Origin of the sequence: Paracoccus halophilus, from assembly GCF_000763905.1 — a bacterium.
Taxonomy (GTDB): domain Bacteria; phylum Pseudomonadota; class Alphaproteobacteria; order Rhodobacterales; family Rhodobacteraceae; genus Paracoccus; species Paracoccus halophilus.
Map to the genome: position 1 here is coordinate 34,773 of NZ_JRKN01000009.1, position 20,931 is coordinate 55,703.

General features: G+C 67.0%; 23 protein-coding genes. 8 read left to right on the forward strand and 15 right to left on the reverse strand.

What is annotated here, in order from left to right:
- Positions 1 to 7 precede the first annotated feature (7 nt).
- Both IT41_RS08550 and IT41_RS08555 read left to right on the forward strand, forming a co-directional pair.
- On the forward strand, positions 8 to 619 hold the full coding sequence (locus IT41_RS08550; RefSeq protein ID WP_036740278.1) for a TetR/AcrR family transcriptional regulator: 612 nt from the start codon (positions 8 to 10) through the stop codon (positions 617 to 619).
- A gap of 86 nt (positions 620 to 705) precedes the next feature.
- Positions 706 to 1,113, forward strand: a complete 408-nt coding sequence (locus IT41_RS08555) for a DUF2852 domain-containing protein (RefSeq protein ID WP_036740279.1) — start codon at positions 706 to 708, stop codon at positions 1,111 to 1,113.
- 53 nt (positions 1,114 to 1,166) lie between these two features.
- On the opposite strand, the gene IT41_RS08560 is transcribed toward IT41_RS08555, so the two are convergent.
- The 5 genes from IT41_RS08560 to IT41_RS08580 are packed head-to-tail and all read right to left on the reverse strand — an operon-like array spanning position 1,167 to position 5,478.
- A complete protein-coding gene (locus IT41_RS08560) occupies positions 1,167 to 2,546 on the reverse strand; it encodes a glutamate--cysteine ligase (protein WP_036740280.1) in 1,380 nt (459 codons plus the stop codon).
- A gap of 49 nt (positions 2,547 to 2,595) precedes the next feature.
- Positions 2,596 to 3,111 (reverse strand): hypothetical protein, encoded by a 516-nt coding sequence (locus IT41_RS08565; RefSeq protein WP_036740281.1) that lies wholly within the window; start codon positions 3,109 to 3,111, stop codon positions 2,596 to 2,598.
- Positions 3,108 to 3,527, reverse strand: coding sequence for a GNAT family N-acetyltransferase (locus IT41_RS08570; protein ID WP_036740282.1), 420 nt, complete (start codon positions 3,525 to 3,527; stop codon positions 3,108 to 3,110). The genes IT41_RS08565 and IT41_RS08570 overlap by 4 nt, the downstream gene beginning before the upstream one ends.
- The gene (gene dapE, locus IT41_RS08575; protein WP_036740283.1) at positions 3,524 to 4,672 is read right to left on the reverse strand and encodes a succinyl-diaminopimelate desuccinylase; all 1,149 of its coding nucleotides are present in this window, start codon (positions 4,670 to 4,672) and stop codon (positions 3,524 to 3,526) included. Before dapE ends, IT41_RS08570 begins: the two co-directional genes overlap by 4 nt.
- Positions 4,673 to 4,704: 32 nt before the next feature.
- The gene (locus IT41_RS08580) at positions 4,705 to 5,478 is read right to left on the reverse strand and encodes a sulfite exporter TauE/SafE family protein (protein WP_036740441.1); all 774 of its coding nucleotides are present in this window, start codon (positions 5,476 to 5,478) and stop codon (positions 4,705 to 4,707) included.
- Between the two features lie 162 nt (positions 5,479 to 5,640).
- Here IT41_RS08580 and IT41_RS08585 point away from each other — a divergent pair, with 162 nt between their 5' ends.
- Positions 5,641 to 6,063 (forward strand): META domain-containing protein, encoded by a 423-nt coding sequence (locus IT41_RS08585; RefSeq protein ID WP_036740284.1) that lies wholly within the window; start codon positions 5,641 to 5,643, stop codon positions 6,061 to 6,063.
- A gap of 42 nt (positions 6,064 to 6,105) precedes the next feature.
- Here IT41_RS08585 and recO read toward each other — a convergent pair whose 3' ends face one another.
- From recO to mutM, 7 genes are all read right to left on the reverse strand, one after another.
- Complete coding sequence (recO, locus tag IT41_RS08590) at positions 6,106 to 6,822, reverse strand: DNA repair protein RecO (protein WP_036740285.1); 717 nt, start codon at positions 6,820 to 6,822, stop codon at positions 6,106 to 6,108.
- 5 nt (positions 6,823 to 6,827) lie between these two features.
- Complete coding sequence (recF, locus tag IT41_RS08595; RefSeq protein WP_036740286.1) at positions 6,828 to 7,910, reverse strand: DNA replication/repair protein RecF; 1,083 nt, start codon at positions 7,908 to 7,910, stop codon at positions 6,828 to 6,830.
- On the reverse strand, positions 7,907 to 9,025 hold the full coding sequence (gene dnaN, locus IT41_RS08600; protein ID WP_036740444.1) for a DNA polymerase III subunit beta: 1,119 nt from the start codon (positions 9,023 to 9,025) through the stop codon (positions 7,907 to 7,909). The genes recF and dnaN overlap by 4 nt, the downstream gene beginning before the upstream one ends.
- Before the next feature lie 93 nt (positions 9,026 to 9,118).
- A complete protein-coding gene (gene dnaA / locus IT41_RS08605) occupies positions 9,119 to 10,462 on the reverse strand; it encodes a chromosomal replication initiator protein DnaA (protein ID WP_036740287.1) in 1,344 nt (447 codons plus the stop codon).
- A gap of 506 nt (positions 10,463 to 10,968) precedes the next feature.
- Positions 10,969 to 11,238 carry a 30S ribosomal protein S20 gene (rpsT, locus tag IT41_RS08610; protein ID WP_036740288.1) on the reverse strand — a complete coding sequence of 90 codons (270 nt, stop codon included), beginning with the start codon at positions 11,236 to 11,238 and terminating at the stop codon, positions 10,969 to 10,971.
- A gap of 151 nt (positions 11,239 to 11,389) precedes the next feature.
- The gene (locus IT41_RS08615) at positions 11,390 to 12,166 is read right to left on the reverse strand and encodes an enoyl-CoA hydratase (RefSeq protein ID WP_036740290.1); all 777 of its coding nucleotides are present in this window, start codon (positions 12,164 to 12,166) and stop codon (positions 11,390 to 11,392) included.
- Between the two features lie 124 nt (positions 12,167 to 12,290).
- On the reverse strand, positions 12,291 to 13,136 hold the full coding sequence (gene mutM, locus IT41_RS08620; protein ID WP_036740292.1) for a bifunctional DNA-formamidopyrimidine glycosylase/DNA-(apurinic or apyrimidinic site) lyase: 846 nt from the start codon (positions 13,134 to 13,136) through the stop codon (positions 12,291 to 12,293).
- A gap of 94 nt (positions 13,137 to 13,230) precedes the next feature.
- On the opposite strand from mutM, the gene ubiE reads away from it, so the two are divergent.
- From ubiE to IT41_RS08640, 4 genes are all read left to right on the forward strand, one after another.
- Positions 13,231 to 13,983: a bifunctional demethylmenaquinone methyltransferase/2-methoxy-6-polyprenyl-1,4-benzoquinol methylase UbiE gene (gene ubiE, locus IT41_RS08625; RefSeq protein WP_036740293.1), complete on the forward strand. Its 753-nt coding sequence runs from the start codon at positions 13,231 to 13,233 to the stop codon at positions 13,981 to 13,983.
- Positions 13,984 to 15,525 (forward strand): 2-polyprenylphenol 6-hydroxylase, encoded by a 1,542-nt coding sequence (ubiB, locus tag IT41_RS08630; RefSeq protein WP_036740294.1) that lies wholly within the window; start codon positions 13,984 to 13,986, stop codon positions 15,523 to 15,525.
- Between the two features lie 84 nt (positions 15,526 to 15,609).
- On the forward strand, positions 15,610 to 16,428 hold the full coding sequence (locus IT41_RS08635) for a TIGR00282 family metallophosphoesterase (RefSeq protein ID WP_036740295.1): 819 nt from the start codon (positions 15,610 to 15,612) through the stop codon (positions 16,426 to 16,428).
- A gap of 89 nt (positions 16,429 to 16,517) precedes the next feature.
- Positions 16,518 to 18,296, forward strand: a complete 1,779-nt coding sequence (locus IT41_RS08640; RefSeq protein WP_036740297.1) for an SLC13 family permease — start codon at positions 16,518 to 16,520, stop codon at positions 18,294 to 18,296.
- Here IT41_RS08640 and olsA read toward each other — a convergent pair.
- The 3 genes from olsA to IT41_RS08655 form a co-directional block, all read right to left on the reverse strand.
- Positions 18,293 to 19,135 carry a lyso-ornithine lipid O-acyltransferase gene (olsA, locus tag IT41_RS08645; RefSeq protein ID WP_036740299.1) on the reverse strand — a complete coding sequence of 281 codons (843 nt, stop codon included), beginning with the start codon at positions 19,133 to 19,135 and terminating at the stop codon, positions 18,293 to 18,295. The genes IT41_RS08640 and olsA overlap by 4 nt on opposite strands.
- On the reverse strand, positions 19,132 to 19,911 hold the full coding sequence (olsB, locus tag IT41_RS08650; RefSeq protein ID WP_036740302.1) for an L-ornithine N(alpha)-acyltransferase: 780 nt from the start codon (positions 19,909 to 19,911) through the stop codon (positions 19,132 to 19,134). The genes olsA and olsB overlap by 4 nt, the downstream gene beginning before the upstream one ends.
- A gap of 147 nt (positions 19,912 to 20,058) precedes the next feature.
- Positions 20,059 to 20,238, reverse strand: a complete 180-nt coding sequence (locus IT41_RS08655; protein WP_036740303.1) for a DUF3553 domain-containing protein — start codon at positions 20,236 to 20,238, stop codon at positions 20,059 to 20,061.
- Between the two features lie 39 nt (positions 20,239 to 20,277).
- Between IT41_RS08655 and IT41_RS08660 the strand changes: the two genes are divergently transcribed.
- The gene (locus IT41_RS08660; protein ID WP_052081357.1) at positions 20,278 to 20,931 is read left to right on the forward strand and encodes a histidine phosphotransferase family protein; all 654 of its coding nucleotides are present in this window, start codon (positions 20,278 to 20,280) and stop codon (positions 20,929 to 20,931) included.

Genomic DNA, 20,931 nt, shown 5'->3' on the forward strand with positions numbered 1-20,931 from the left:
CCGCAGTTTGGCCCGCGAATCCTATCATCACGGAAATTTGCGCCAGGCATTGGTCGAGGCCACGGTCAGCCTGATCGAAGACAAGGGGCCGCAGGCCTTTACCCTGGCCGAGGCCGCCCGGCTGGCCGGCGTCAGCGCGGCGGCCCCCTATCGGCATTTCACCGGCCGCGACGATCTGCTCGAGGAGGTCGCCCGGCAGGGCTTCGAGGAATTCGGCGACCGGCTGGAGGTTGCCTTTGATGCCGGCCGCCCCCGGGCGCTGACCGCCTTTTTGCGCATGGGGCAGGAATACCTGAACTTTGCGGCGGCGCGGCGGGGCTATTACATGGCCATGTTCGAATCCGGCATCTCGATCACCGGAAATCCGGGGCTGTCGCAGGCCGCTGACCGGGCGCGGGGCGTGCTGGTCCAGGGGGCCGAGGCGCTGTTTCACGAGACGTCCGGGGACCGGCGACCGCCCGCCGGCATGGTGGCGGATCATATCTGGGCGCTCAGCCATGGCGTGGTCGAACTGTTCAGCCGCGGCAAGCCGGGCAGCCGCTCGCCGATCTCGCCCGCCGATATGCTGGAAAGCGCTGCGCTGATCTATCTGCGCGGGCTGGGCGCGATCGCGGACTGAAAAATTTGCAGCCCCACCCTTGACGCAGGCGCCTGGGTTCCTCATCTATGTAAATGTAATTAACATTCACATGGAAGGGAACGCATATGAATACCGAAATCGCCCCGCGCCCCTCTGCCATCGACCGGATCGGCCAGATTCTGGCCAGTATCCGCGACTGGCTGGATGAGCGCGGCAAAGGGGCCTGGATCGTCGTCATGATCCTTGGCTTCATCGTCGTCTGGCCCCTCGGGCTGGCCATTCTGGGTTATATGATATGGAGCAACCGCATGTTTTCCTGCCGTCACGGCCATGAACGCCGCAGCCGCCATTCCGCCCCCTCGACCGGGAATTCCGCATTCGACGCCTATCGCGAGGAAACGCTGAAGCGGCTTGAGGACGAGCACCGCGAGTTCCTGGGCTTTCTGCAAAAGCTGCGCGAGGCCAAGGACAAGGCCGAGTTCGACCAGTTCATGGAAAGCCGCACGCCGCCCGCCAAGGAGGCGCAGGCCTGACACGACGCGGGCCGGGGAACTCCCCGGCCCGCTGCTTTATGCGGCATCACCGCTCAATAGGAATACTGGCGGTAGATCGGGGTCAGATCGCCCGCCCATTCGCCGTGATACCTGTCCAGCAGTTCATCGGCGGGCACCTTGCCCGTCTCGATGCTTTCCTTCAGCGCGTTCAGGAAATGGGTCTCATCGGGGACAAGGCCGCCGGCGCCACTGCGGGCGCGGGATTTCAGACCGGCTTCGGCGATCTCCAGCACCTGACGCGCCAGATCGCGCATGACCGTGCCGTCAACCCGCGCATCCAGCGCATGAAGCCCGGCCTCGCGCCGCCAGGCCTCGCGGGTTTCGGCGCTCCAGCCCTTGACCAGATCCCAGGCCGCATCCAGCGAGGACTGGTCATAGATCAGCCCGACCCAAAGCGCGGGCAGGGCGCAAAGCCGCCGCCAGGGGCCGCCATCGGCGCCGCGCATCTCGATGAATTTCTTGACCCGGGCCTCGGGGAAGACGGTGGTCAGGTGATCGGCCCAGTCCGACAGCGTCGGCACCTCGCCGGGCAGGGCGGGCAGGCGGCCGTTCAGGAAATCGCGGAAGGACTGCCCCAGGGCGTCGATGTACTTGCCGTCGCGATAGACGAAATACATTGGCACATCAAGGACATAGTCCACCCATCTTTCATAGCCCATGCCGTCCTCGAAGGCAAAGGGCAGCATGCCGGTGCGGGCATCGTCGAGATTCTGCCAGATATGCGCGCGCCAGCTTTTCCAGCCGTTCGGCTTGCCGTCGAGAAAGGGTGAATTGGCAAAGAGCGCATTCGCCACCGGCTGCAGGGCCAGCGCCACGCGCAGTTTCCGCACCATGTCCGCTTCCGAGGCGAAATCCAGATTCACCTGAACGGTGCAGGTGCGATACATCATCTGCCGGCCCAGCGTGCCGACCCGGCCCATGTAATCGGTCATCAGCCGGTAGCGGCCCTTGGGCATCATCGGCATCTGGTCCTGGCTCCAGACCGGCGCCGCGCCCAGCCCGATGAAGCCGGCGCCCAGCCTGTCGGCGACGGTCTTGACCTCGGCCAGATGGCTGTTCACCTCGTCGCAGGTCTGGTGAATGTTCTCGAGCGGCGCCCCCGAAAGCTCCAGCTGGCCCCCCGGTTCCAGGCTGATATTGGCGCCGTCGCGCTCCAGCCCGATGATGTATTCGCCCTCGAGCACAGGGGTCCAGCCGAAACCGTCGCGCAACCCTTCGAGCATGGCCCTGACCGAGGGCTGGCCGGCATCCGCGTCATAGGGCAGGGGTTGCAGATCGGACTGGCGATAGCCGAATTTCTCGTGCTCGGTGCCGATGCGCCATGCCTCGCGCGGCTTTTCGCCCGCTGCCAGATATTCGGCCAGTTGTTCGCGGCGCTCGATCGGGCCGCCGCCCTGCTGGGGTATGGACATCGGTGGCCTTTCGTTTGCCGTGGGTGTCACAGGTGGCAAGCGCGACGCGTCAAGTCAAGGTATCGCGTGCGGGTCTGGTCCAAAGGGTCTGGAAGGCGGGCGCGTCGCCGGCAAGCGCGGCCGAAACCCGCCCCATGTCGATTCCGGGCAGCGTGGCAAAGGCGCCGGCCAGCATTTCCGCCCCGGCGGCATCGGCGGGCACCAGAAGCGCCTGCCCGTCCAGACGCTTCAGCCGCCAGTGCCGCCGGCCGTTCAGCCGCAACAGCCTGATTTCGGCCAGTTCGGGCAGGGGCATCTCGCCCCCCATCAGGCGGTTCGGCGACAGGTAGCGGATCGCGCCCTCGTCCAGTTCGACCAGGCCGGGACCCAGCGAATCGTGGCGAAAGCGCATCCTGCGGCGCGCGTCCAGCGCCCAGAGGACCGAGCCAAGCGCCAGAATCGCGCCCAAGGGCCAGAACAGCCAGCCGCCCAGCGAAAACAGCCACAGGCCGAACCCGGCCGAGGCCAGGGCCGCCCCGGTTTCGGCCCATGGGCGCAGCCGGGCAGCCAGTTCCGGCCGGATCATCCCAGGGCCAGCGTCATGTCGCGATGCGGAATGCCGGCATCGTCATAGACCGGGCCATGGGCGGCAAAGCCGAAGCGTTCGTAAAAGGTGATCGCATGGGTCTGCGCGCTGAGCTTTACCCGCGTGATGCCCGGGATGCCGCGCAGTTCCTCGATCGAGGCCTCGATCAGGCGCGCGCCAAGGCCGGTGCCGCGCGCCGGCTTGCGCACCGCGACGCGGCCGATCTTGCCGGTGTCACCCAGCAGCAACAGCCGCGCCGTGCCCAGCGGCTGGCCGCCCTCGCCACGGGCCAGAAGATGGATGGCCGAACCGTCCAGATCGTCGATTTCCTCGGCCTCGGACACGCCCTGTTCGACGATGAAGACCTCGCGCCGGATGCTGCGGCACGCCTCGATATCCTCGGTTCTTTCGATCATGAGAAGTAGCTTTCCAGAATGCGTCGGTAGATGCGGGCAAGCTGGCGCACCTGATCTGCCGGCACGCGCTCGTCCACCTGATGCATGAAATGGCCGACCAGGCCGAATTCAAGGACCGGGCAGTGATCCTTGACGAAACGCGCGTCCGAGGTGCCGCCGCTGGTCGACAGAACCGGCTCGATCCCGGTTTCCGCGCGCACCACGCCGGCCACCAGATCGACAAAGGGGCCGGGCTTTGTCAGGAAGCTCTCGCCCGAGATATCGGTCGCGATGCTGAACTCCACCCCGGTTTCCGCCGCGATGGCCCGCGCCCGGTCGCGGATCATCCGGTCCAGGCTGTCGCCCGTATGCAGGTCGTTGAAGCGGATATTGACGGTCGCGCGGGCCTTTTCGGGAATCACGTTCGAGGCCGGATTGCCGCAATCGATCGTGGTGACCTGCAGGCCCGAGGGATCGAAATGCGGGCTTCCCGCGTCCAGCGGGCTGGCGGTCAGATCATGCAGCAGGCGCAGCAGCGCATGGACCGGGTTGCGCGCGCGATGCGGATAGGCGGCATGGCCCTGCAGGCCCTGCGCCTCGATCCCGAAAGTGACCGAGCCGCGCCGGCCGATCTTGATCATCTCGCCCATGCGGTCGGGGTTCGAGGGCTCGCCGACGATGCAGACATCCATCCGCTCGCCCTGCTGCCGCATCCAGTCCAGCAGGGCGCGCGTCCCGTCCTTGCCGGGGCCTTCCTCGTCGCCGGTGATGGTCAGGATCACCGCGCCCGCGGGCGGTGTCTCGGTCACGAAGCCGATGGCGGCGGCGGCAAAGGCGGCGACGGCCGATTTCATGTCGGTGGCGCCGCGCCCCCAGATCCAGCCGTCTTGCCGATGCCCGGAAAAGGGCGGGTGGGTCCAGCTGGCGGGATCGCCCGGCGGCACGACATCGGTATGACCGTTGAAGCCGAATGTCCGGGCCGCCCCTTTCGCGCCCCAGCGGGCAAAGAGGTTCGGCACGCCGTTGCGGTCGACGCGATGACATTCGAACCCCGCCGCGCCCAGTTCAGCGGCCAGCAATTGCAGCGCGCCGCCTTCCTCGGGCGTGACCGAGGGGCAGCGGATCAGTCTTGCGGTCAGGTCGGCGGGGTCGGGCGTCCGGGTCATCTGGTGGCTGCGTTCTTGCTGTTCGGGCCTGATTACACCGGCTGGCCAAGGACCGCCAGCGCGCGGCGGATCAGGTTGCCGCCGGTCATGACCAGCAGGATCAGGGTCCAGCGCCGGAACTGCGCCACGTCCAGCCGGTCATGGGCCTTGAAGCCCAGCCACATGCCGATCACGGCAGGGATCACCACGATTCCCGACAGGGGCAGCGTCTGGGCGTTCAGCACCCCCGATTGCAGATGCGCCACCGACAGCACCACCGCGCCCAGCAGGAAGACGACGCCCTGGACGCGGACCTGTTCGGTTTTCGGCATGCCGATCGACAGCAGATAGACGATCAGCGGCGGCCCCCAGATCCCCGAGACGCCGCCGTAAAGCCCGCCGATGATCCCCGAGACGATCTCGACCCGGCGGCGGTGATGGATCGGGATCGCCATGCTGCGCCCGCTGAGCTGCCACAGGGCGAACAGCGTGATCGGCACGCCCAGCAGCAGATACATGATCCATTGCGGGATCACCGGCGCGAACATGGCCGAGATCGGGATGAACAGCAGCACCATGCCGATATGCCAGCGAAAGCGAAGCGTCGTCTCCCATGCCGCGCGCCAGCCCTGCCGCATGGCCTGGCCCAGATTGGCAAACAGCGTCGGCAGGATCAGCACGGCCAGCGCCTGCTGCGCGGTCAGGAACGAGCCCAGCACCGACATCATGATCATCGGCATCGCGAAGCCCACCGCGCCCTTGACGAAGCCCGAGAACAGCGTGACGGCGATGACCAGCCAGAAGATCGAGGGGTCCAGTCCGAACATGGCCGCCAGATTGCTGTGCCCTGCGCGCGGCTGCAAGACGGGAAATATGGGCCGCGGCCGCTATTGCAAGCGGGTGACTCGGCGGCAGCGATCTGCGCGGGCTTGCTGGACAGGCCGCGACGATCAGGCATTATTGCGCATGCCAACAGAACGGAGCTGCCAATGACCCGCCTGCCCATGATTTCCGCGGCGCTTGCCGCGATGCTCGGCCTTGCCGCATGCGAGCCGACGACGCTGAGCGCGTCCGGCGAGAATATTCCCACCGGTCCCTATGTTCTGGTCGGCATCGGCGCCGATACCGTGCCCGAGCGAAATGTCGGCCTGACCATCGAGTCCGACGGCTCGATCAGCGGACAGGGGCCCTGCAACAGCTATGCCGCCGCGCAGACCGCCGAGCCCCCGGCTTTTGCCCTGGGGCCGATGACCACCTCGCGCTCGGGCTGCTCGGGCCGTGCCGGGCGGCTGGAATCGCGCTATTTCCAGGCGCTGGCGCAGGCCACCGGCATCACTTTCCTGGGCGGCGTGCTGACCATCGAGGGGCCGACCTACCTGACCTATGAGCCGGGCTACCGCAAGGAAGAATAGGCCGGCATCAACCCCCCGCCGCCGCGCACCCCCGCGCGGCGGCTAGAGATCCGGCGCGGCCAGCCGCGCGATCAGCCGCGCGCGCGCCGGCGGCAGCGGTTTTCCAAGATGCTCCTCGGCCAGCCGGGTGCGCAGGAAATATCCTGTCAGTTCAAGGGCATCAGCCAGGCCGCCATTGCCGCGCCCGCCCAGCAGCGCGGGCAGGGGCAAAAGCCGGGGCGCCCAGTCGCCGGCCGCCTGCGCGCTGACCGCCCGGCCCGAGCGGGGGCTGACATAGGCCAGCCCCTCGCGCGAGCCGGTGACCGCGCAGCGGCTCAGGTCAAGGCCGAAGCCCAACTCGTCCAGAAGCTGCATTTCCCAATGCAGATAGGCCTCGGCCCATGCCTCACCTGCATCCATCAGGTCCAGAAGGCTCTCGGTCGTGTCGGTCAGGCGGGGATGGGGGTCGCGCTCGGGCAGGGCAAAGACCAGCATCGCGGTCACCGCGTTGACCCCGGCCAGCGCATCGGCGCTGCCGATCAGGCCGGGACGCGCACGGGCGGGTTCCAGCGCGAAAGTGCCCAGCTGATCCTGAAGCCGGGCGCGCCAGCGCAGGCTGACCCGATTGCCCGGCTGCAGCATGGCCGCGCGTTTCGCGCTGGCCCCGCCCGGCACCAGGCCCGAGATCAGCCCGGCCTCGCGCGAGAGCGCCGTCAGGATCACGCCGGCCTCGCCATGCCTGCGCTGGCTCATCACGCTGGCCTCGCCGCTCCACTCCATCGCCGTCAGCCGCTGTCGGGCGTGCAGTGCGAGGCGTCAGTGCCGCGCGATACCGCCAGGAACTGCGCCCGGCCGCGCAGCGGGTCGAACAGTTCGGCCCCGGTGCCGGTCAGGAATGCCTGCGCGTTCAGGGCGGTGATCTCGTCGTAAAGCGCGGCGCGGCGGCCGGCATCCAGATGCGCCGCCACCTCATCCAGAAGCAGGACCGGGCTTTCGGCATCCAGCGCCCGGGCATTGGCAAGGATCAGCGACAGAAGCAGCGCCTTTTGCTCGCCGGTCGAGGACAGCGCGGCGGGCATGTCCTGCGCCCCCCAATGCGCGCCCAGATCGGCGCGGTGCGGGCCGGTCAGGCTGCGGCCGGCGGCCATGTCGCGGGGTCGCGTCCCGGCCAGACGGGCGGCGATGCTGTCGGGGTCGGGGTCGTCGGCCATGCCTTCGCCCGGCAAAAGCGTCAGCCGGGCGGCGGGAAAGGCGGTCTCGGCCCCGTCCTGCGCCGCCATGATCCGCGCGATGGCGTCCAGCCGGTTGCGGGTCAGCGCCGCGCCCATATCGGCCATCTGGCTTTCCAGCGCGCGATACCAGCCCGGATCGCGGATCCCGTCGCGCAAGAGCCGGTTGCGCTCGCGCATCGCCTTGTCATAGCCCAGAGCGTCCTCGGCATGGCCGGGCGCAAAGCTCAGCGTCACCCGGTCGAGAAAGCGCCGCCGCTGTTCGGGCGTATCGGTCCAGAGCCGGTCCATGGCGGGGGTCAGCCAGATCACCCGCAAGAGCCGCCCCAAAGCGGCCTGCGGGCCGGGCTTGTCGTCGATCATGACCTCGCGCGGCTGGCCGGGTCGGGCGCGGGTCAGCACCTGTCTGTCGTCGATTTCGGCGCGGATCTGCCAGCCGACATCCGGCCCGCGACGCGCCTGTTCGCCGGGCGGGACGCCGCGCATGCCGCGGCCGGGGGACAGCATGGAAACCGCTTCCAGGATATTCGTCTTGCCTGCCCCGTTCGGCCCGAAAATGGCCAACGGCCGGCGATCCGCCTGCAGATCGAGCCTGGCCCAGCTGCGAAACTGCGTCAGATGCAGGCGCGTCAGCGTCACACGCGCATCGGCATGACGACATAGACGGCCGAGGTATCGCCGCCCTCGCGGATCAGCGCCGCGTCGCCCGAGCCGTTGAACAGAAAGACCGCGTTCTCGCGTTCGATCTGGCTGGCGATCTCGTGCAGGTATTTGGCGTTGAAGCCGATCTCGAGCGGCTCGTCGCCATAGCCCACGGCCAGTTCCTCATCGGCGGCGCCGGCGTCGGGGGCGTTCACCGACAGGACCAGACGATCCTCGTCCAGCGCCAGTTTCACGGCGCGCGAGCGCTCGCTGCTGACGGTGGCGACGCGGTCCACGGCCTTGGCGAAATCGCCGGCATCGACCTCGAGCTTGCGGGTATTGCCCGAGGGGATGACGCGGCTGTAATCGGGGAACGTGCCGTCGATCACCTTGGAGGTCAGGGTGATTCTGGGGGTGGCGAAGCGCACCTTGGTCTCGCTGACCGAGACGGCAATCTGCGCCTCGTCATCGTCCAGCAGCTTGCGCAGCTCGGCCACGGTCTTGCGCGGCACGATGACGCCGGGCATGTCGGCCGCGCCCTCGGGCAGGGGGGCGTCGATGCGGGCCAGCCGGTGGCCATCGGTCGCCACGCAGCGCAGGCTGGTGCCGTCCTCGGTCTGGGCGACATGCATGTAGACGCCGTTCAGGTAATAGCGCGTCTCTTCGTTCGAGATGGCGAATTTCGACTTGTCGAACAGCCGCCGCAGCGCCGTGGCGGGGGCCGAGAAATTGGCGCTGTATTCGGACGAGGACATGACCGGAAAATCCTCGCGCGGCAGCGTGGCCAGGCTGAAATTCGAGCGCCCCGCCTGCACCGTCAGCCGGTCCGTGGCGCTGTCCAGCGCCAGTTGCACCAGCGACCCGTCCGGCAGCTTGCGGGCGATGTCATTGAGCATCCCGGCCGAAACCGTGGTGGCGCCGGGGCGCTCGACCTGCGCGGTGGCGCGATCGACGATCTCGGTATCCAGATCGGTGGCACGGAAGCTGACACCCTCGGGCGTGGCCTCGATCAGCACATTGGCCAGGATCGGTATGGTGTTGCGGCGTTCGACGACGGATTGGGCCTGGGATACGGCCTTTACCAGATCGGCACGTTCGATCGAGAATTTCATGGTCATGCCCCTATGTCGTTCTGGCCTCGGGCCGGGAATGGCCGTGCGGGGCGCCAATTTGGCACAAACCCGCGCGGGGTCAAGGTGTCAGGCTCAGGCTTCCAGAAGACGCCGCAGCAGGTCGATATCCTCGGCCAGCCCGCTATCGGCGCCGCGCAACTCCTCGATCTTGCGCACGCCGTGCATGATCGTGGTGTGATCGCGGCCGCCGAAGCGGCGCCCGATCTCGGGCAGGGAACGCGAGGTCATCTGCTTGGCCAGATACATGGCGATCTGGCGCGGCCGCGCGACGGTGCGCACGCGCTTGGGGCCGATCATGTCCGCCAGGCGGATATTGTAATGCTCGGCGACCTTGCGCTGGATTTCCTCGATCGAGACCTTGCGGTCGTTCGCGCGCAGGATGTCGGCCAGGCATTCCTGCGTCATGTCCAGCGTGATCTCGCGCCCCATCAGGCTGGCAAAGGCAAAGAGCCGCTGCAGCGCGCCCTCCAGCACCCGCACGTTCGAGGTGATTCGATGGGCCAGGAACTCCAGCACGCCCGGCGCCATCTGCAACCCGGGATATTGCGTGCGGAACGCGTCGGTCTTGGATTGCAGGATGCCCAGCCGCAATTCGTAATCGGTCGGGTGCAGGTCCACGATCAGGCCGCATTGCAGGCGCGACTTGATCCGCTCCTCCATATCCTTGATCTCGCCCGGGGCGCGGTCGGCCGAGATGACGATCTGCTTGCCCTGATCGACCAGGGTATTGAAGGTATGGAAGAATTCCTCTTGCGTGGAATCCTTGCCGCCGATGAACTGCAGGTCATCCACCATCAGGACCGAGACGGTGCGGAAGAGTTCCTTGAAATCCATCACCGTGCGCTCGCGCAGTGCCTGCACGAAACGGTACATGAACTGCTCGGCCGAGAGATAGAGCACCCTGGCCTCGGGCTGGTTGGCCCGGATCTCGCGCGCGATGGCATGCATCAGGTGGGTCTTGCCCAGCCCGACCCCGCCATAAAGAAACAGCGGGTTGAAGGTCACCGGGCCGCCTGCGGCGACGCGCAGCGCGGCGGCATGGGCCAGTTCGTTGGGCTTGCCGACGACGAAATTATCGAATGTGAAGCGCTGGTCCAAGGGCGCGGTCAGTTCCTCGCCCGCGGCGGGGCGCGGGGCGGGGGCGCGCCTGGCGGGCGCGGCCGCCTGACGCGCGGTCTGGGCGCGGGTCTCGAAGGTGACGCGATGCACCGGGCTGCCGACGCGGCCCAGCACCTTCACGATATCGTCGCTGTAATGGCGAGAGACCCAGTCGGAGAGAAAGCGCGTGGGGCTGGCGATGGTCGCGGTGCCGTCATCGACGCCGGTCAGGCGCAGCGGCTCGATCCAGGTGGCGAAGCTGTCTGCTCCGATGATTTTCTGCAGTTCTTCACGCGCCTGCCCCCAAAGCTTGTCCATCTCGCCCAGTCCGTTTCTTGTCCCCGTACCCTGCCGGGTTTTCCGGCATGGGACGATCCTTACCTTGGCGCCGGGGGGGCACTGGCAGACGGCAACACGAAACCCCACCGCCAGGGCGGTGATCGGGGCCGTTTGCGGCCGGGATGTGCAGACATGAAGCGTTGACCGGCAGTCGCCGGCGCGCGCATCGATGGTAGCGGATCCTGTGACGATCCCGCTGCCTTTCTGACCGGCCGGTGGCAGCCTTCCGATCAGAACATGTCCCCCAGGTGCGAGGTGAATCGCCATTGGAAGCTAGCAAGAAGCAGGGCCCGCCAGCAACCGATCTTCGCGCTTGACAGCGGATTTGCCCGCTCGAATCTGACAGCGCTGTAACATCCGCGCGAAGGATCGCAAGCCATTGAAAACATTAGCTTGACGTAGCGGAAGTTAAGGAAAAAAGGCGCACATCGGCAGAGTGCGCCCCTTTGCAATTCTACCGATAGTTGCGCAAAAGCCGCAGCCGATCAGGCGGCCGACAGCGCCTTCACGCGGGCCGCGAGCCGCGAGATCTTGCGGGCGGCGGTGTTCTTGTGAACCACCCCTTTGGTGACGCCGCGCATCAGTTCGGGCTGGGCGATCCGCAGGGCTTCGCGGGCGGCGTCGGCATTGCCGCTGGCAATGGCTTCCTCGACCTTGCGCAGGAAGGTCCGGATCCGGGAGCGGCGCGCCTTGTTGACGGCGGTCCGGCGCTCGATCTGGCGGGCGCGCTTTTGGGATTGGGCTGTATTGGCCATGGGTGCGGTCCTGTCTGTTCTTTGTCTTTCGGTAACGCAAAAGCCCCATGGCGCCGCCCGGAACGGACGGTCATGATTCTTGCCTTAAGCGGGCCCACGCGCATGTAAGCCCGGCCCTATACAGGGGCCGGGCGCAAAAGCCAAGCGGAAATCAGCGGTCGCGGAATTGCGGCTCGCGCTTTTCCAGAAAGGCGCTCATGCCTTCCTTCTGGTCCTCGGTCGCGAACATCGCCTGGAAATTGCGCCGCTCGAACAGCAGCCCTTCGCTCAGCGTGGTCTCATAGGCGCGGTTGACCGCCTCTTTCGCGGCCATGACGGCGATCTGCGATTTCTCGGCGATCTTTCTGGCGGCGGCGACCGCCTCGGGGATCAGCTTGGCGGCCGGCACCACCCGGCTGACCAGGCCCGAGCGCTCGGCCTCGGCCGAATCCATGAAGCGCCCGGTCAGGTGCATTTCCATGGATTTCGACTTGCCGACGAACCGGGTCAGGCGCTGCGTGCCGCCGATCCCGGCGATGACGCCCAGATTGATCTCGGGCTGGCCGAACTTGGCGTTGTCGGCGCAGATGATGAAATCGCAGGCCATGGCCAGTTCGCAGCCGCCGCCAAGCGCATAGCCGGCGACCGCCGCGATGATCGGCTTGCGGGTCGCGGTGATCCGGTCGACCTCATCGCCGAACAGGTTCTCGGTATAGACATCCACGAAGCTTTTCGAGGACATCTCCTTGATGTCGGCGCCGGCGGCAAAGGCCTTGTCGCTGCCGGTCAGCACGATGCAGCGCACCTTTTCGTTCCGGTCCGCCTCGGTCAGGGCATCGCCAAGCTCTTGCATGAGCTGCGAATTCAATGCGTTCAGCGCCTCGGGCCGGTTCAGCCGGATCAGCGCAACATTGTCGTCGATCTCGACGGTGAGGGTCTGGTAAGCCATCGCTTTTTTGCCTTTTGTGGGAACAAGCAGACCGTGCTTCGTAACAAATCCGGCACCGCAAGGCCAGCGCCACGCAGCGTCCCTTCGGCCCGGCCATCGCCGGCTTCGGCCATGGCCCTGAGTTTCATTTCTGGCATTGCGGGCAGAAATAGCTTGACCGGGCGGATTGCACGATGCGGCGGATCGCGCCCGGGCAACCGGGTCTGGGGCAGGGCGCGCCCTCGCGGTCATAGACGCGAAAGGCGTGCTGGAAATAGCCCAGCTCGCCCGTCGCCTGCCGGTGATCGCGCAGGGACGAGCCGCCCGCCGCGATCGCCTCGGTCAGCACGTCGCGGATATGGCCGGTCAGTGCCGCGATGCGCGCCGCACCGATGCGGCCGGCGGCGCGGCGCGGGTCGATCCCGGCGCGGTGCAGCGCCTCGCTGACATAGATATTGCCCAGCCCGGCGACGATTCGCTGGTCCAGCAGCGCCGTCTTGACCGGGCTGCGCCGCCCGGCAAAGGCCGCGATCAGCACCTCGGGGGTGAAGCCGTCCGACAGCGGCTCGGGGCCCAGATGCGCCAGCAGGGGATGGCTGGCGCCGGGCGCGACCAGATCGACCATGCCGAAGCGGCGCGCGTCGTTGAAGGTGATCCGCGTGCCCCGGTCGGTCCAGAACACCACATGATCGTGGCGCGGCAGGATCGCCGGATCGCGATGAAACCCGCCCTGCGCCTGATCCTCGATCAGCATCCGCCCGGACATGCCCAGATGCAGAAGCAGGCTGCCGCGATCCTGCAGCTCGGCCAGGATGTATTTCGAGCGCCGGCGCAGCGCGACCACCCGCGCGCCGGTCAGCACCTGCACCAGATCGGGCGGCAGCGGCCAGCGCAGATCGGGGCGCCGGGCCTCGGCGCGGGCGATCACCTGGCCTTCCAGATGTGGCTGAAGGCCGCGCAGCACGGTTTCAACCTCGGGCAGTTCTGGCATTTTTCTTCCATTCATCGCATCTTGCGCCCGCGACCTGTGGCGCGGAGCGCGCATCCGGTCTATCTGGGCGCATAAAGACGGATGGACAAGCGATATGACCCCTGACGAGCCCAAAGAGACCCATTTCGGCTTTCGCACCGTGGCCGAGGATGACAAGGCCGGGCTGGTTCATGGCGTCTTCTCGCGCGTGGCCTCGCGCTATGACGTGATGAACGATCTGATGAGCGTCGGCATCCACCGGGTCTGGAAAACCGCGATGATGGACTGGCTGGCGCCGCGTGCCGGCCAGCACCTGCTGGATGTGGCGGGCGGGACCGGCGATATCGCGTTCCGGTTTCTGGACCGCGCGCCGGGCGCCCGCGTCACCGTCTGCGACATGACCGAATCGATGCTGATCGAGGGCCGCAACCGCGCCGAGGCGGGCCAGCTGGCCGACCGCCTCACCTGGGTCACCGGCGACGCGATGGCGCTGCCCTTTCAGGATGACAGCTTCGACCGCTACACGATCAGCTTCGGCATCCGCAATGTCACCCGCATCCCCGACGCGCTGGCCGAGGCGCGGCGCGTCCTGCGCCCCGGCGGGCGCCTGCTGGTGCTGGAGTTCAGCCAGATGCCGGTGCCGATGCTGCAATGGCTTTACGACCGCTATTCCTTCAACGTGATCCCGGCCATGGGGCAGGTGGTGGCCAATGACCGCGACAGCTATCAGTACCTGGTCGAATCGATCCGCAAGTTCCCCGATCAGGAGACTTTCGGCCAGATGATCCGCGAGGCCGGATTCGGCCGCGTGCAGTGGCGCAATCTCTCGATGGGGATCGCCGCGCTGCATTCGGGCTGGAAGCTCTAGATGCGCGGACCCCACAATATCTGGCGCCTGATCCGGACCGGCGCCACATTCGAGCGTACGGGCGCGATGAAGGTCGCGCTGGATGCGCTGAACGCGCCCCCCCGCGTGCGCGCCGCCGCGCGCATCCTGGGCTGGCCCTTTGCCTGGCTGGGCTACAAGGGCGATCCGAACCTGCCGCCGGTCACCCGCGCGATCACCGCATTGGGCCCGGCCTATGTGAAATTCGGCCAGATTCTGTCGACCCGGCCCGATGTCGTCGGTGTCGAACTGGCCAATCAGCTGTCGATGCTGCAGGATCGTCTGCCGCCCTTTGCGACCGCGCGGGCGCGCCAGACCATCGCCGAGGCGGTGGGGCGGCCCGTCGACGAGCTGTTCACCGAGTTTTCCGATTCGGTGGCGGCGGCCTCGATCGCGCAGGTGCATCGCGCGCGCCGCGCCGATAACGGCCGCGAGGTCGCGGTCAAGGTGTTGCGCCCGGGGATCGAGAGCGCCTTTCGCCGCGATATCGACGCCTTCCATTTCGCTGCCGACATGATCGAGCGGCTGTCCCCGGGCAGCCGCCGCCTGCGTCCGCGCGACGTGATCAGCCATTTCGAATCGGTGGTGACGGGCGAGCTGGACCTGCGGCTCGAAGCGGCCTCGGCCTCGGAATTCTCGGAAAACACCGCTCGGGACGAAGGCATGGCCGTGCCGATGCCGCATTGGCATCTCAGCGCGCGGCGGGTGCTGACCAGCGACTGGGCCGAGGGCATCCCGATGGGCGATCTCGCCGGGCTGCGCGCTGCCGGCCACGACCTGCCGGCCTTGGGCTCGCGGGTGTTGCAGATGTTCCTGCGCCACGCGCTGCGCGACGGCTATTTCCATGCCGACATGCATCAGGGCAATCTCAAGGTCGCGGCCAATGGCGATATCGTCATCTACGATTTCGGCATCATGGGCGAGATCGACGAATATACCCGCCGCGTCTATGCCGAGATCCTGATGGGCTTCATCCGCCGCGATTACGAACGCGTCGCGCGGGTGCATTTCGAGGCGGGCTATGTGCCCCGCGACCGCGACATGCTGGAATTCGCCCGCGCGCTGCGCGCCGTGGGCGAGCCGATCTTTGGCGCCGATGCCAGCCGCATCTCGATGGCCAATCTGCTGGCCTATCTGTTCGAGGTGACCGAGCGTTTCGGCATGGCCACCCGGACCGAGCTGATCCTGCTGCAGCGCACCATGGTCGTGGTCGAGGGCGTGGCCCGGTCGCTGAACCCGCAGATCAACATGTGGGAGGTCGGCAAGCCGGTGGTCGAAAGCTATATCCGCGACAATCTGGGCCCGCGCGCGGCGGTGCGCGACGCGGCGCGGATCGCGCAGGTCATCGGCCGTTTCGCGCCGCTGCTGCCGGAATTCCTGGAACGCAAGATGCCCGAGCTTTTGCGCGACGCGGCAGGGCGCGACGATGGCAGGCGTCGCGGGCGGCGCGATCTGCTGCGCGGCATGGCCGCCGGCGCGGCGATCGCCGGCATCGCCTTTCTGGCGGGCGCGCTGCTGGTCTGACGGCGCGTGCCGGCTGCGGCGCGCGGGCATTCGCATCGCAAGCTCGGGCTTGAGCGTGGCCCGGCATTGTTCTAACGCTGGCACATGCGGATTCTCTATCTTGGCGACGTGATGGGGCGGGCCGGACGGCGCGCCATATCCGAGGGGCTCGGCCCGCTGAAGGATAAGCTCAATGTCGATTTCACCGTGGTGAACGGTGAAAACGCCAGCGGCGGCATGGGGCTGACCGGCGGTCACGCCAGGCTGATCCTGGATGCCGGCGCCGATTGCATCACCCTGGGCGATCACGCCTTTGACCAGAAGGACATGCTGTCCTTTATCGAATCCGAGCCGCGCATCATCCGGCCGCTGAACTATTCCAAGGCCGCGCCCGGTCGCGGCGCGCGGGTGTTCGAGGCGACGCGCGGGCGCAAGGTGCTGGTCGCGCAGGTGCTGGGCCAGGTGTTCATGAAGCGGCCCTTCGACGATCCGTTCTCGGCCATCGACGCGGTGCTGCGCGCCCATGTGCTGGGCGGCGCCGTTCAGGCCGCCGTCGTCGATATCCATGCCGAGGCGACCAGCGAAAAGATGGCCATGGGCCATTGGTGCGACGGCCGCGCCAGCCTTGTCGTCGGCACCCATACCCATGTGCCGACCGCCGACACGATGATCCTGAACCGTGGCACGGCCTATCAGTCCGATGCCGGCATGTGCGGCGACTATGACAGCATCATCGGCATGGACAAGGCCGAGCCGCTGCGCCGCTTCCTGACCGGCATGGCCTCGGAGCGCTTTGCCCCGGCCGAGGGCGAGGCCACGCTTGCCGGCGTCATCGTCATTACCGACGACCGCACCGGGCTGGCCACCTCGGTCGAGCCGGTGCGCGCGGGCGGCCGGCTTGTCCCTGCGCCAGCGGCGGGCTGAGGGTTCAGCTTGCGCTTGCGCGATTTTCGGTAAAAAACGTATTACCCAGCGGATGAGTCGAGATTTCGCGGCAGCTTTGCAGGTAATGGATGCTCGGATTTGAACTGACTGGCACGAATGCGGCAATCGCCATGCTGATCATCGTGGCCATCACCTTCGTTCAGTTTATCCGCGAAAAACATCCGCCCGAGGTGGTCGCCATCGGCGCGGCGGCGACGATGATGGCGCTAGGGCTGCTGCCGGTGGAACGGGCGGCAACCGTGCTGTCCAATGCCGCGCCCTGGACCATCGCCTTCATGTTCCTGATCATGGGCGGGCTGCTGCGGACCGGCGCGCTGGAGATGATGTCGCGCATCGTCTCGGCCCGGATCTCGACCAATCCGGTGCTGACTATCGTGTCGCTGTTCGCCTTTGTCATCGTCGCCTCGGCGATCATGAACAATACGCCGGTCGTGGCGGTGATGATCCCGATCTTTATCCAGATCGCCGTCAGGCTTGGAATTTCCCCCTCCAAGCTGCTGATGCCGCTGAGCTATTTCACCATCATGGGCGGCATGATGACGCTGCTGGGCACCTCGACCAACCTGCTGGTGGACGGTGTGGCGCGCGATGCGGGCATGGAGCCCTTTACCATTTTCGAGATCGCGCCGGTGGGCATCGCGGTCACCCTGGCCGGCATCGCCTATTTCGCGCTGATCGGCTGGAAGCTGCTGCCCAGCCGCACTTCGCTGGCCGCCTTTCTGGGTGGCCGCCGCGAGATGAAATATTTCACCGAGGTCGCGATTCCCGAGGATTCCGGCCTTGTCGGGCAATCGGTGCATGAGGTGCCGCTGTTCAAGCGCGATGCCGTGCGGGTGATCGACGTCTTGCGCGGCGACGCCTCGCTGCGGCGCAATCTGGCCGAGGTGGTGCTGGAGCCGGGCGACCGGGTCGTGCTGCGCACCGAGATGGCCGACCTGCTCGAGATGCAGGGCAACAAGAACCTGCAGATGGTCGACAAGCTGAGCTCGGTCGCCACCGAAACGGTCGAGGTGCTGATCTCGCCCGGCGCGCGGCTGATCGGGCGGCGGCTGGGCGACATGCGTCTGCGCCGCCGCTATGGCGTCTATGTGCTGGCCGCCCACCGGCGCAGCCAGAATATCGGCCGCCAGCTTGACGATCTGGTCGTGCGCGTGGGCGATACGCTGCTGCTGGAAGGCGCGCCCGAGGATATCGGCCGGCTGGCCGTCGATATGGAACTGCTCGATGTCTCGCGCCCCTCGGCCCGCGCCTATCGCCGCGAAAAGGCCCCGATCGCGATTCTGGCGCTGCTGTCGGTCGTGGTGCTGGCGGCGCTGAACATCGCGCCGATCATCGGGCTGGCCTTTGTCGCCTCGGCGGTGATCCTGCTGACGCGCTGCGTCGATGCCGAAGAGGCGTTCTCCTTTGTCGATGGCCGGCTGCTGGCGATGATCTTTGCCATGCTGGCGGTCGGGCAGGCGCTGGAACATACCGGGACAGTCACGCTGATCGCCCAGTTCCTGACCCCTTACCTCAGCGGCCTGCCGCCATTCGTCACGCTGGTCTGCGTCTATTTCCTGGGCCTCGCGATGACCGAGGTGCTGTCGAACAATGCCGTTGCCGTGCTGCTGACTCCGATCGCCATCGCGCTGGCGCAGTCATTGGGCCATGATCCGCGGGCCTATGTCGTGGCGGTGATGTTCGCCGCCACCGTCGCCTTTGCCACACCGATCGGCTATCAGACCCATATGATGGTCTATGGTCCCGGCGGCTACAAGTTCAGCGATTTCATCCGTGTGGGGATTCCGCTGGACATCATCACCGGCATCGTGGCCTGCCTGACGATCCCGCTGTTCTGGCCGCTCTAGCGCGGCCGGTCGCCGTCGAAGCCGGCGCGGATCGCGGCCTCGCTGCCTGCCGACAGGGTCTTGCGCGTCTCGCCCGCCACGGGGATCGGATCGTGCAGCCGCACCGTCACGCTGCCTTGCGGAGATTGCGCAAGCACCGCCAGCAGATGCGGCCCCAGTGCCATATCGCCCCACCAGCCGTAGAAACGCGGATCGCGGCCCTTGGGGGCGCGATAGCTGGCGCTCATCGGCTGGATGGCCAGGGTGCCGGGCAGGGCGGGGTCCAGAAAGCCCTGGAACAGCGTCGGCTTGAAGGGCAGCACCCGGCGCCCGTCGCTGCTGGTGCCCTCGGGAAAGAACAGCAGGCGGTGGCCGGCGCGGGTGCGGGCGGCGAATTCCGCGGCCTGGGCGCGGGCCAGTTTCGGGTCGCGGGCGACGAAATGGGTATTGGTGACGCGGGTCAGGATATTGATGCCCGGCCAGTTCGCCACCTCGGATTTGGAGACGAAGAACACCGGCATGGCGGCGTTCAGCACAAAGATATCCAGCCAGCTTGAATGATTGGCGACGATCGCGCCGGGGCCGCGCAGGGGCTGGCCCTCGCACCGCCATTTCAGTCCCAGGATCCGCAGGCAGATCCGGCAGACGCCCTGCACCCATGGCCCGGTGGCGGGCCGGCGCGGACCGGCGAACAGCCGCTCGATCAGGCGCAGCGGCACGATCAGCAGCACGCCAAGCGCCAGCACGGCGATGATGCCCCCGCCGCGCAGCGCCGCCAGCAGCCAGCCCCGCAGGCCGGGGCGGGGCGCGGCGGGCGGCGCGGCCGAGTCCCGCCAGGTGCCGGGGCCGCGCGGGTTCATGGCTGGCGTCGCGTCTCGTAGAGCCGGCGTTGCTTTTCAGGCATGGTGTCGGTGTCCACCAGCATGAAGACATCGGTGGTATTGAATTCGCGGTCCAGCCAGGCGCCTTCGCCGACCGTGCCGCCCATGCGCAGATAGGCCTTGATCAGGGTCGGCATGGCGGCCATGGCCGCGCGGCGGTCCAGCGCATCCGGCGGGATCATATCCATGGGCAGGAACCCGTCGGCATGCGCGCGCGGACGCAAGGCTTCGGGCGCCAGGTGATGGTGATGCAGCCAGGCCAGCGGCTGTGCCAGCCGGGCGGTGTCGGTCCCGTGGAACGAGGCGACGCCGAACAGGATCTCGATCCCGCGCGACAGCACGTAATCGGCCAGCGCGTTCCAGATCAGGAACAGGCCGGCACCGCCGCGAAAGCCCGGATCGATGCAGGAGCGGCCCATTTCGAGCAGCGACCGCCCGGAGGCGCGCAGCGGTGCCAGGTCATATTCCCCGTCGCTGTAGAAACGCCCGAAATCGGCCGCCCGCGCGCCGGGCAGAAGGCGATAGACGCCGACCACATGGTCCAGCGCCTCGGGCGAGCGGCGCCTGTCGACAAGGATCAGGTGATCGACGACCGGGTCGAATTCGTCCCGCTCAAGGCGGTTGGCGTGATCCACCAGCGCGCCATTGCCGCCCAGCTCCTCGACAAAGACGCGATAGCGCAGGCGCTGCGCCGCCAGAAGATCGCTTTCATCCGTGGCCAGCCGGGTCTCGAAATAGAAAGTTTCGGGCGTCATCGTCCGGCCAATACCCTGCTGGTTCGCGTCTGCGCCCGTGTCTAGGCGCGGGTGCGTGACAATGCAACCGCATCGATTCGCCCGATCCGCAATCGCTGCGGGCAAAGATTGACACACGCATAAGTTGCTATAATTTGCCCATATATCTTAATGGGATGTATCCGTGACCAGCTCCAGATTGACCCTCCGCCCATCGACGACCTGCTTTCCCGCATGTGTGAAATTGACCGTGATCCTGTCGCCGATGCGTGACTGGACCTGGCCGGTGCCCCATTCCGGCGCGCCGGGATGACGCACGATCATGCCGGGTTCAAGAATTTCATTCATCCGATGCCCTTTCATGCGGCAAAAGCAGGCTAGCTATCCATGGACGATCTGACAATCCACCGCAGCCCCCGGGCCGACAGCCCGATCGCGGCCGAGCATCTGGCGGCACTGGTCAGTTCGCGGCTGTGCCACGATCTGGTCTCGCCCCTGGGCGCGATCGGCAACGGGCTGGAATTGCTGGAACTTTCCGGCGATTTCCCGGGCATCGCGAAAAGCGGCGAAATGATGCTGATCGCGGAAAGCGTCGAGGTGGCGCGGGCGCGGGTGCGCTGGTTCCGCGTCGCCTTCGGCCATGCCGCGCCCGATCAGCGCCTGAGCGGGGCCGAGCTGCAGGCGCTGCTGGCCGATGTCGAAAAGGGCGGCCGCATCCGCATCCGGCTGGATGCCGAGGGCGACCTGCCGCGGATCGAGGCGCGGCTGATCCTGTTGGCGCTGATGTGTCTGGAAAGCGCCATGCCCTGGGGCGGCAGCGTGCTGATCTGCCGCGGCGCCAGCGGCTGGCGTCTTGTCGCCGAGGCCAGCCGCACCAAGCTGGATCCGGCGCTGTGGTCCTGGCTGGACACCGAACCCGACCGGCGGCCGGCACCCGGCTCTGCCGAGGTGCAATTCCCGCTTTTGTCCAGTTTCGCCCGCGCGGCCGAGCGCCGGCTGACATGGGAACTGGACGAGACCGGCGGCGAGATTTCCTTTTAG

Bases quoted from the DNA above. Each gene is read 5' to 3' on its own strand.
- IT41_RS08555 (WP_036740279.1), top strand. From the start codon at position 706: ATGAATACCGAAATCGCCCCGCGCCCCTCTGCCATCGACCGGATCGGC.
- IT41_RS08560 (WP_036740280.1), bottom strand. From the start codon at position 2,546: ATGTCCATACCCCAGCAGGGCGGCGGCCCGATCGAGCGCCGCGAACAA.
- IT41_RS08565 (WP_036740281.1), bottom strand. From the start codon at position 3,111: ATGATCCGGCCGGAACTGGCTGCCCGGCTGCGCCCATGGGCCGAAACC.
- IT41_RS08570 (WP_036740282.1), bottom strand. From the start codon at position 3,527: ATGATCGAAAGAACCGAGGATATCGAGGCGTGCCGCAGCATCCGGCGC.
- dapE (WP_036740283.1), bottom strand. From the start codon at position 4,672: ATGACCCGGACGCCCGACCCCGCCGACCTGACCGCAAGACTGATCCGC.
- IT41_RS08580 (WP_036740441.1), bottom strand. From the start codon at position 5,478: ATGTTCGGACTGGACCCCTCGATCTTCTGGCTGGTCATCGCCGTCACG.
- IT41_RS08585 (WP_036740284.1), top strand. From the start codon at position 5,641: ATGACCCGCCTGCCCATGATTTCCGCGGCGCTTGCCGCGATGCTCGGC.
- recO (WP_036740285.1), bottom strand. From the start codon at position 6,822: ATGGAGTGGAGCGGCGAGGCCAGCGTGATGAGCCAGCGCAGGCATGGC.
- dnaN (WP_036740444.1), bottom strand. From the start codon at position 9,025: ATGAAATTCTCGATCGAACGTGCCGATCTGGTAAAGGCCGTATCCCAG.
- dnaA (WP_036740287.1), bottom strand. From the start codon at position 10,462: ATGGACAAGCTTTGGGGGCAGGCGCGTGAAGAACTGCAGAAAATCATC.
- rpsT (WP_036740288.1), bottom strand. From the start codon at position 11,238: ATGGCCAATACAGCCCAATCCCAAAAGCGCGCCCGCCAGATCGAGCGC.
- IT41_RS08615 (WP_036740290.1), bottom strand. From the start codon at position 12,166: ATGGCTTACCAGACCCTCACCGTCGAGATCGACGACAATGTTGCGCTG.
- mutM (WP_036740292.1), bottom strand. From the start codon at position 13,136: ATGCCAGAACTGCCCGAGGTTGAAACCGTGCTGCGCGGCCTTCAGCCA.
- ubiE (WP_036740293.1), top strand. From the start codon at position 13,231: ATGACCCCTGACGAGCCCAAAGAGACCCATTTCGGCTTTCGCACCGTG.
- ubiB (WP_036740294.1), top strand. From the start codon at position 13,984: ATGCGCGGACCCCACAATATCTGGCGCCTGATCCGGACCGGCGCCACA.
- IT41_RS08635 (WP_036740295.1), top strand. From the start codon at position 15,610: ATGCGGATTCTCTATCTTGGCGACGTGATGGGGCGGGCCGGACGGCGC.
- IT41_RS08640 (WP_036740297.1), top strand. From the start codon at position 16,518: ATGCTCGGATTTGAACTGACTGGCACGAATGCGGCAATCGCCATGCTG.
- olsA (WP_036740299.1), bottom strand. From the start codon at position 19,135: ATGAACCCGCGCGGCCCCGGCACCTGGCGGGACTCGGCCGCGCCGCCC.
- olsB (WP_036740302.1), bottom strand. From the start codon at position 19,911: ATGACGCCCGAAACTTTCTATTTCGAGACCCGGCTGGCCACGGATGAA.
- IT41_RS08655 (WP_036740303.1), bottom strand. From the start codon at position 20,238: ATGAATGAAATTCTTGAACCCGGCATGATCGTGCGTCATCCCGGCGCG.
- IT41_RS08660 (WP_052081357.1), top strand. From the start codon at position 20,278: ATGGACGATCTGACAATCCACCGCAGCCCCCGGGCCGACAGCCCGATC.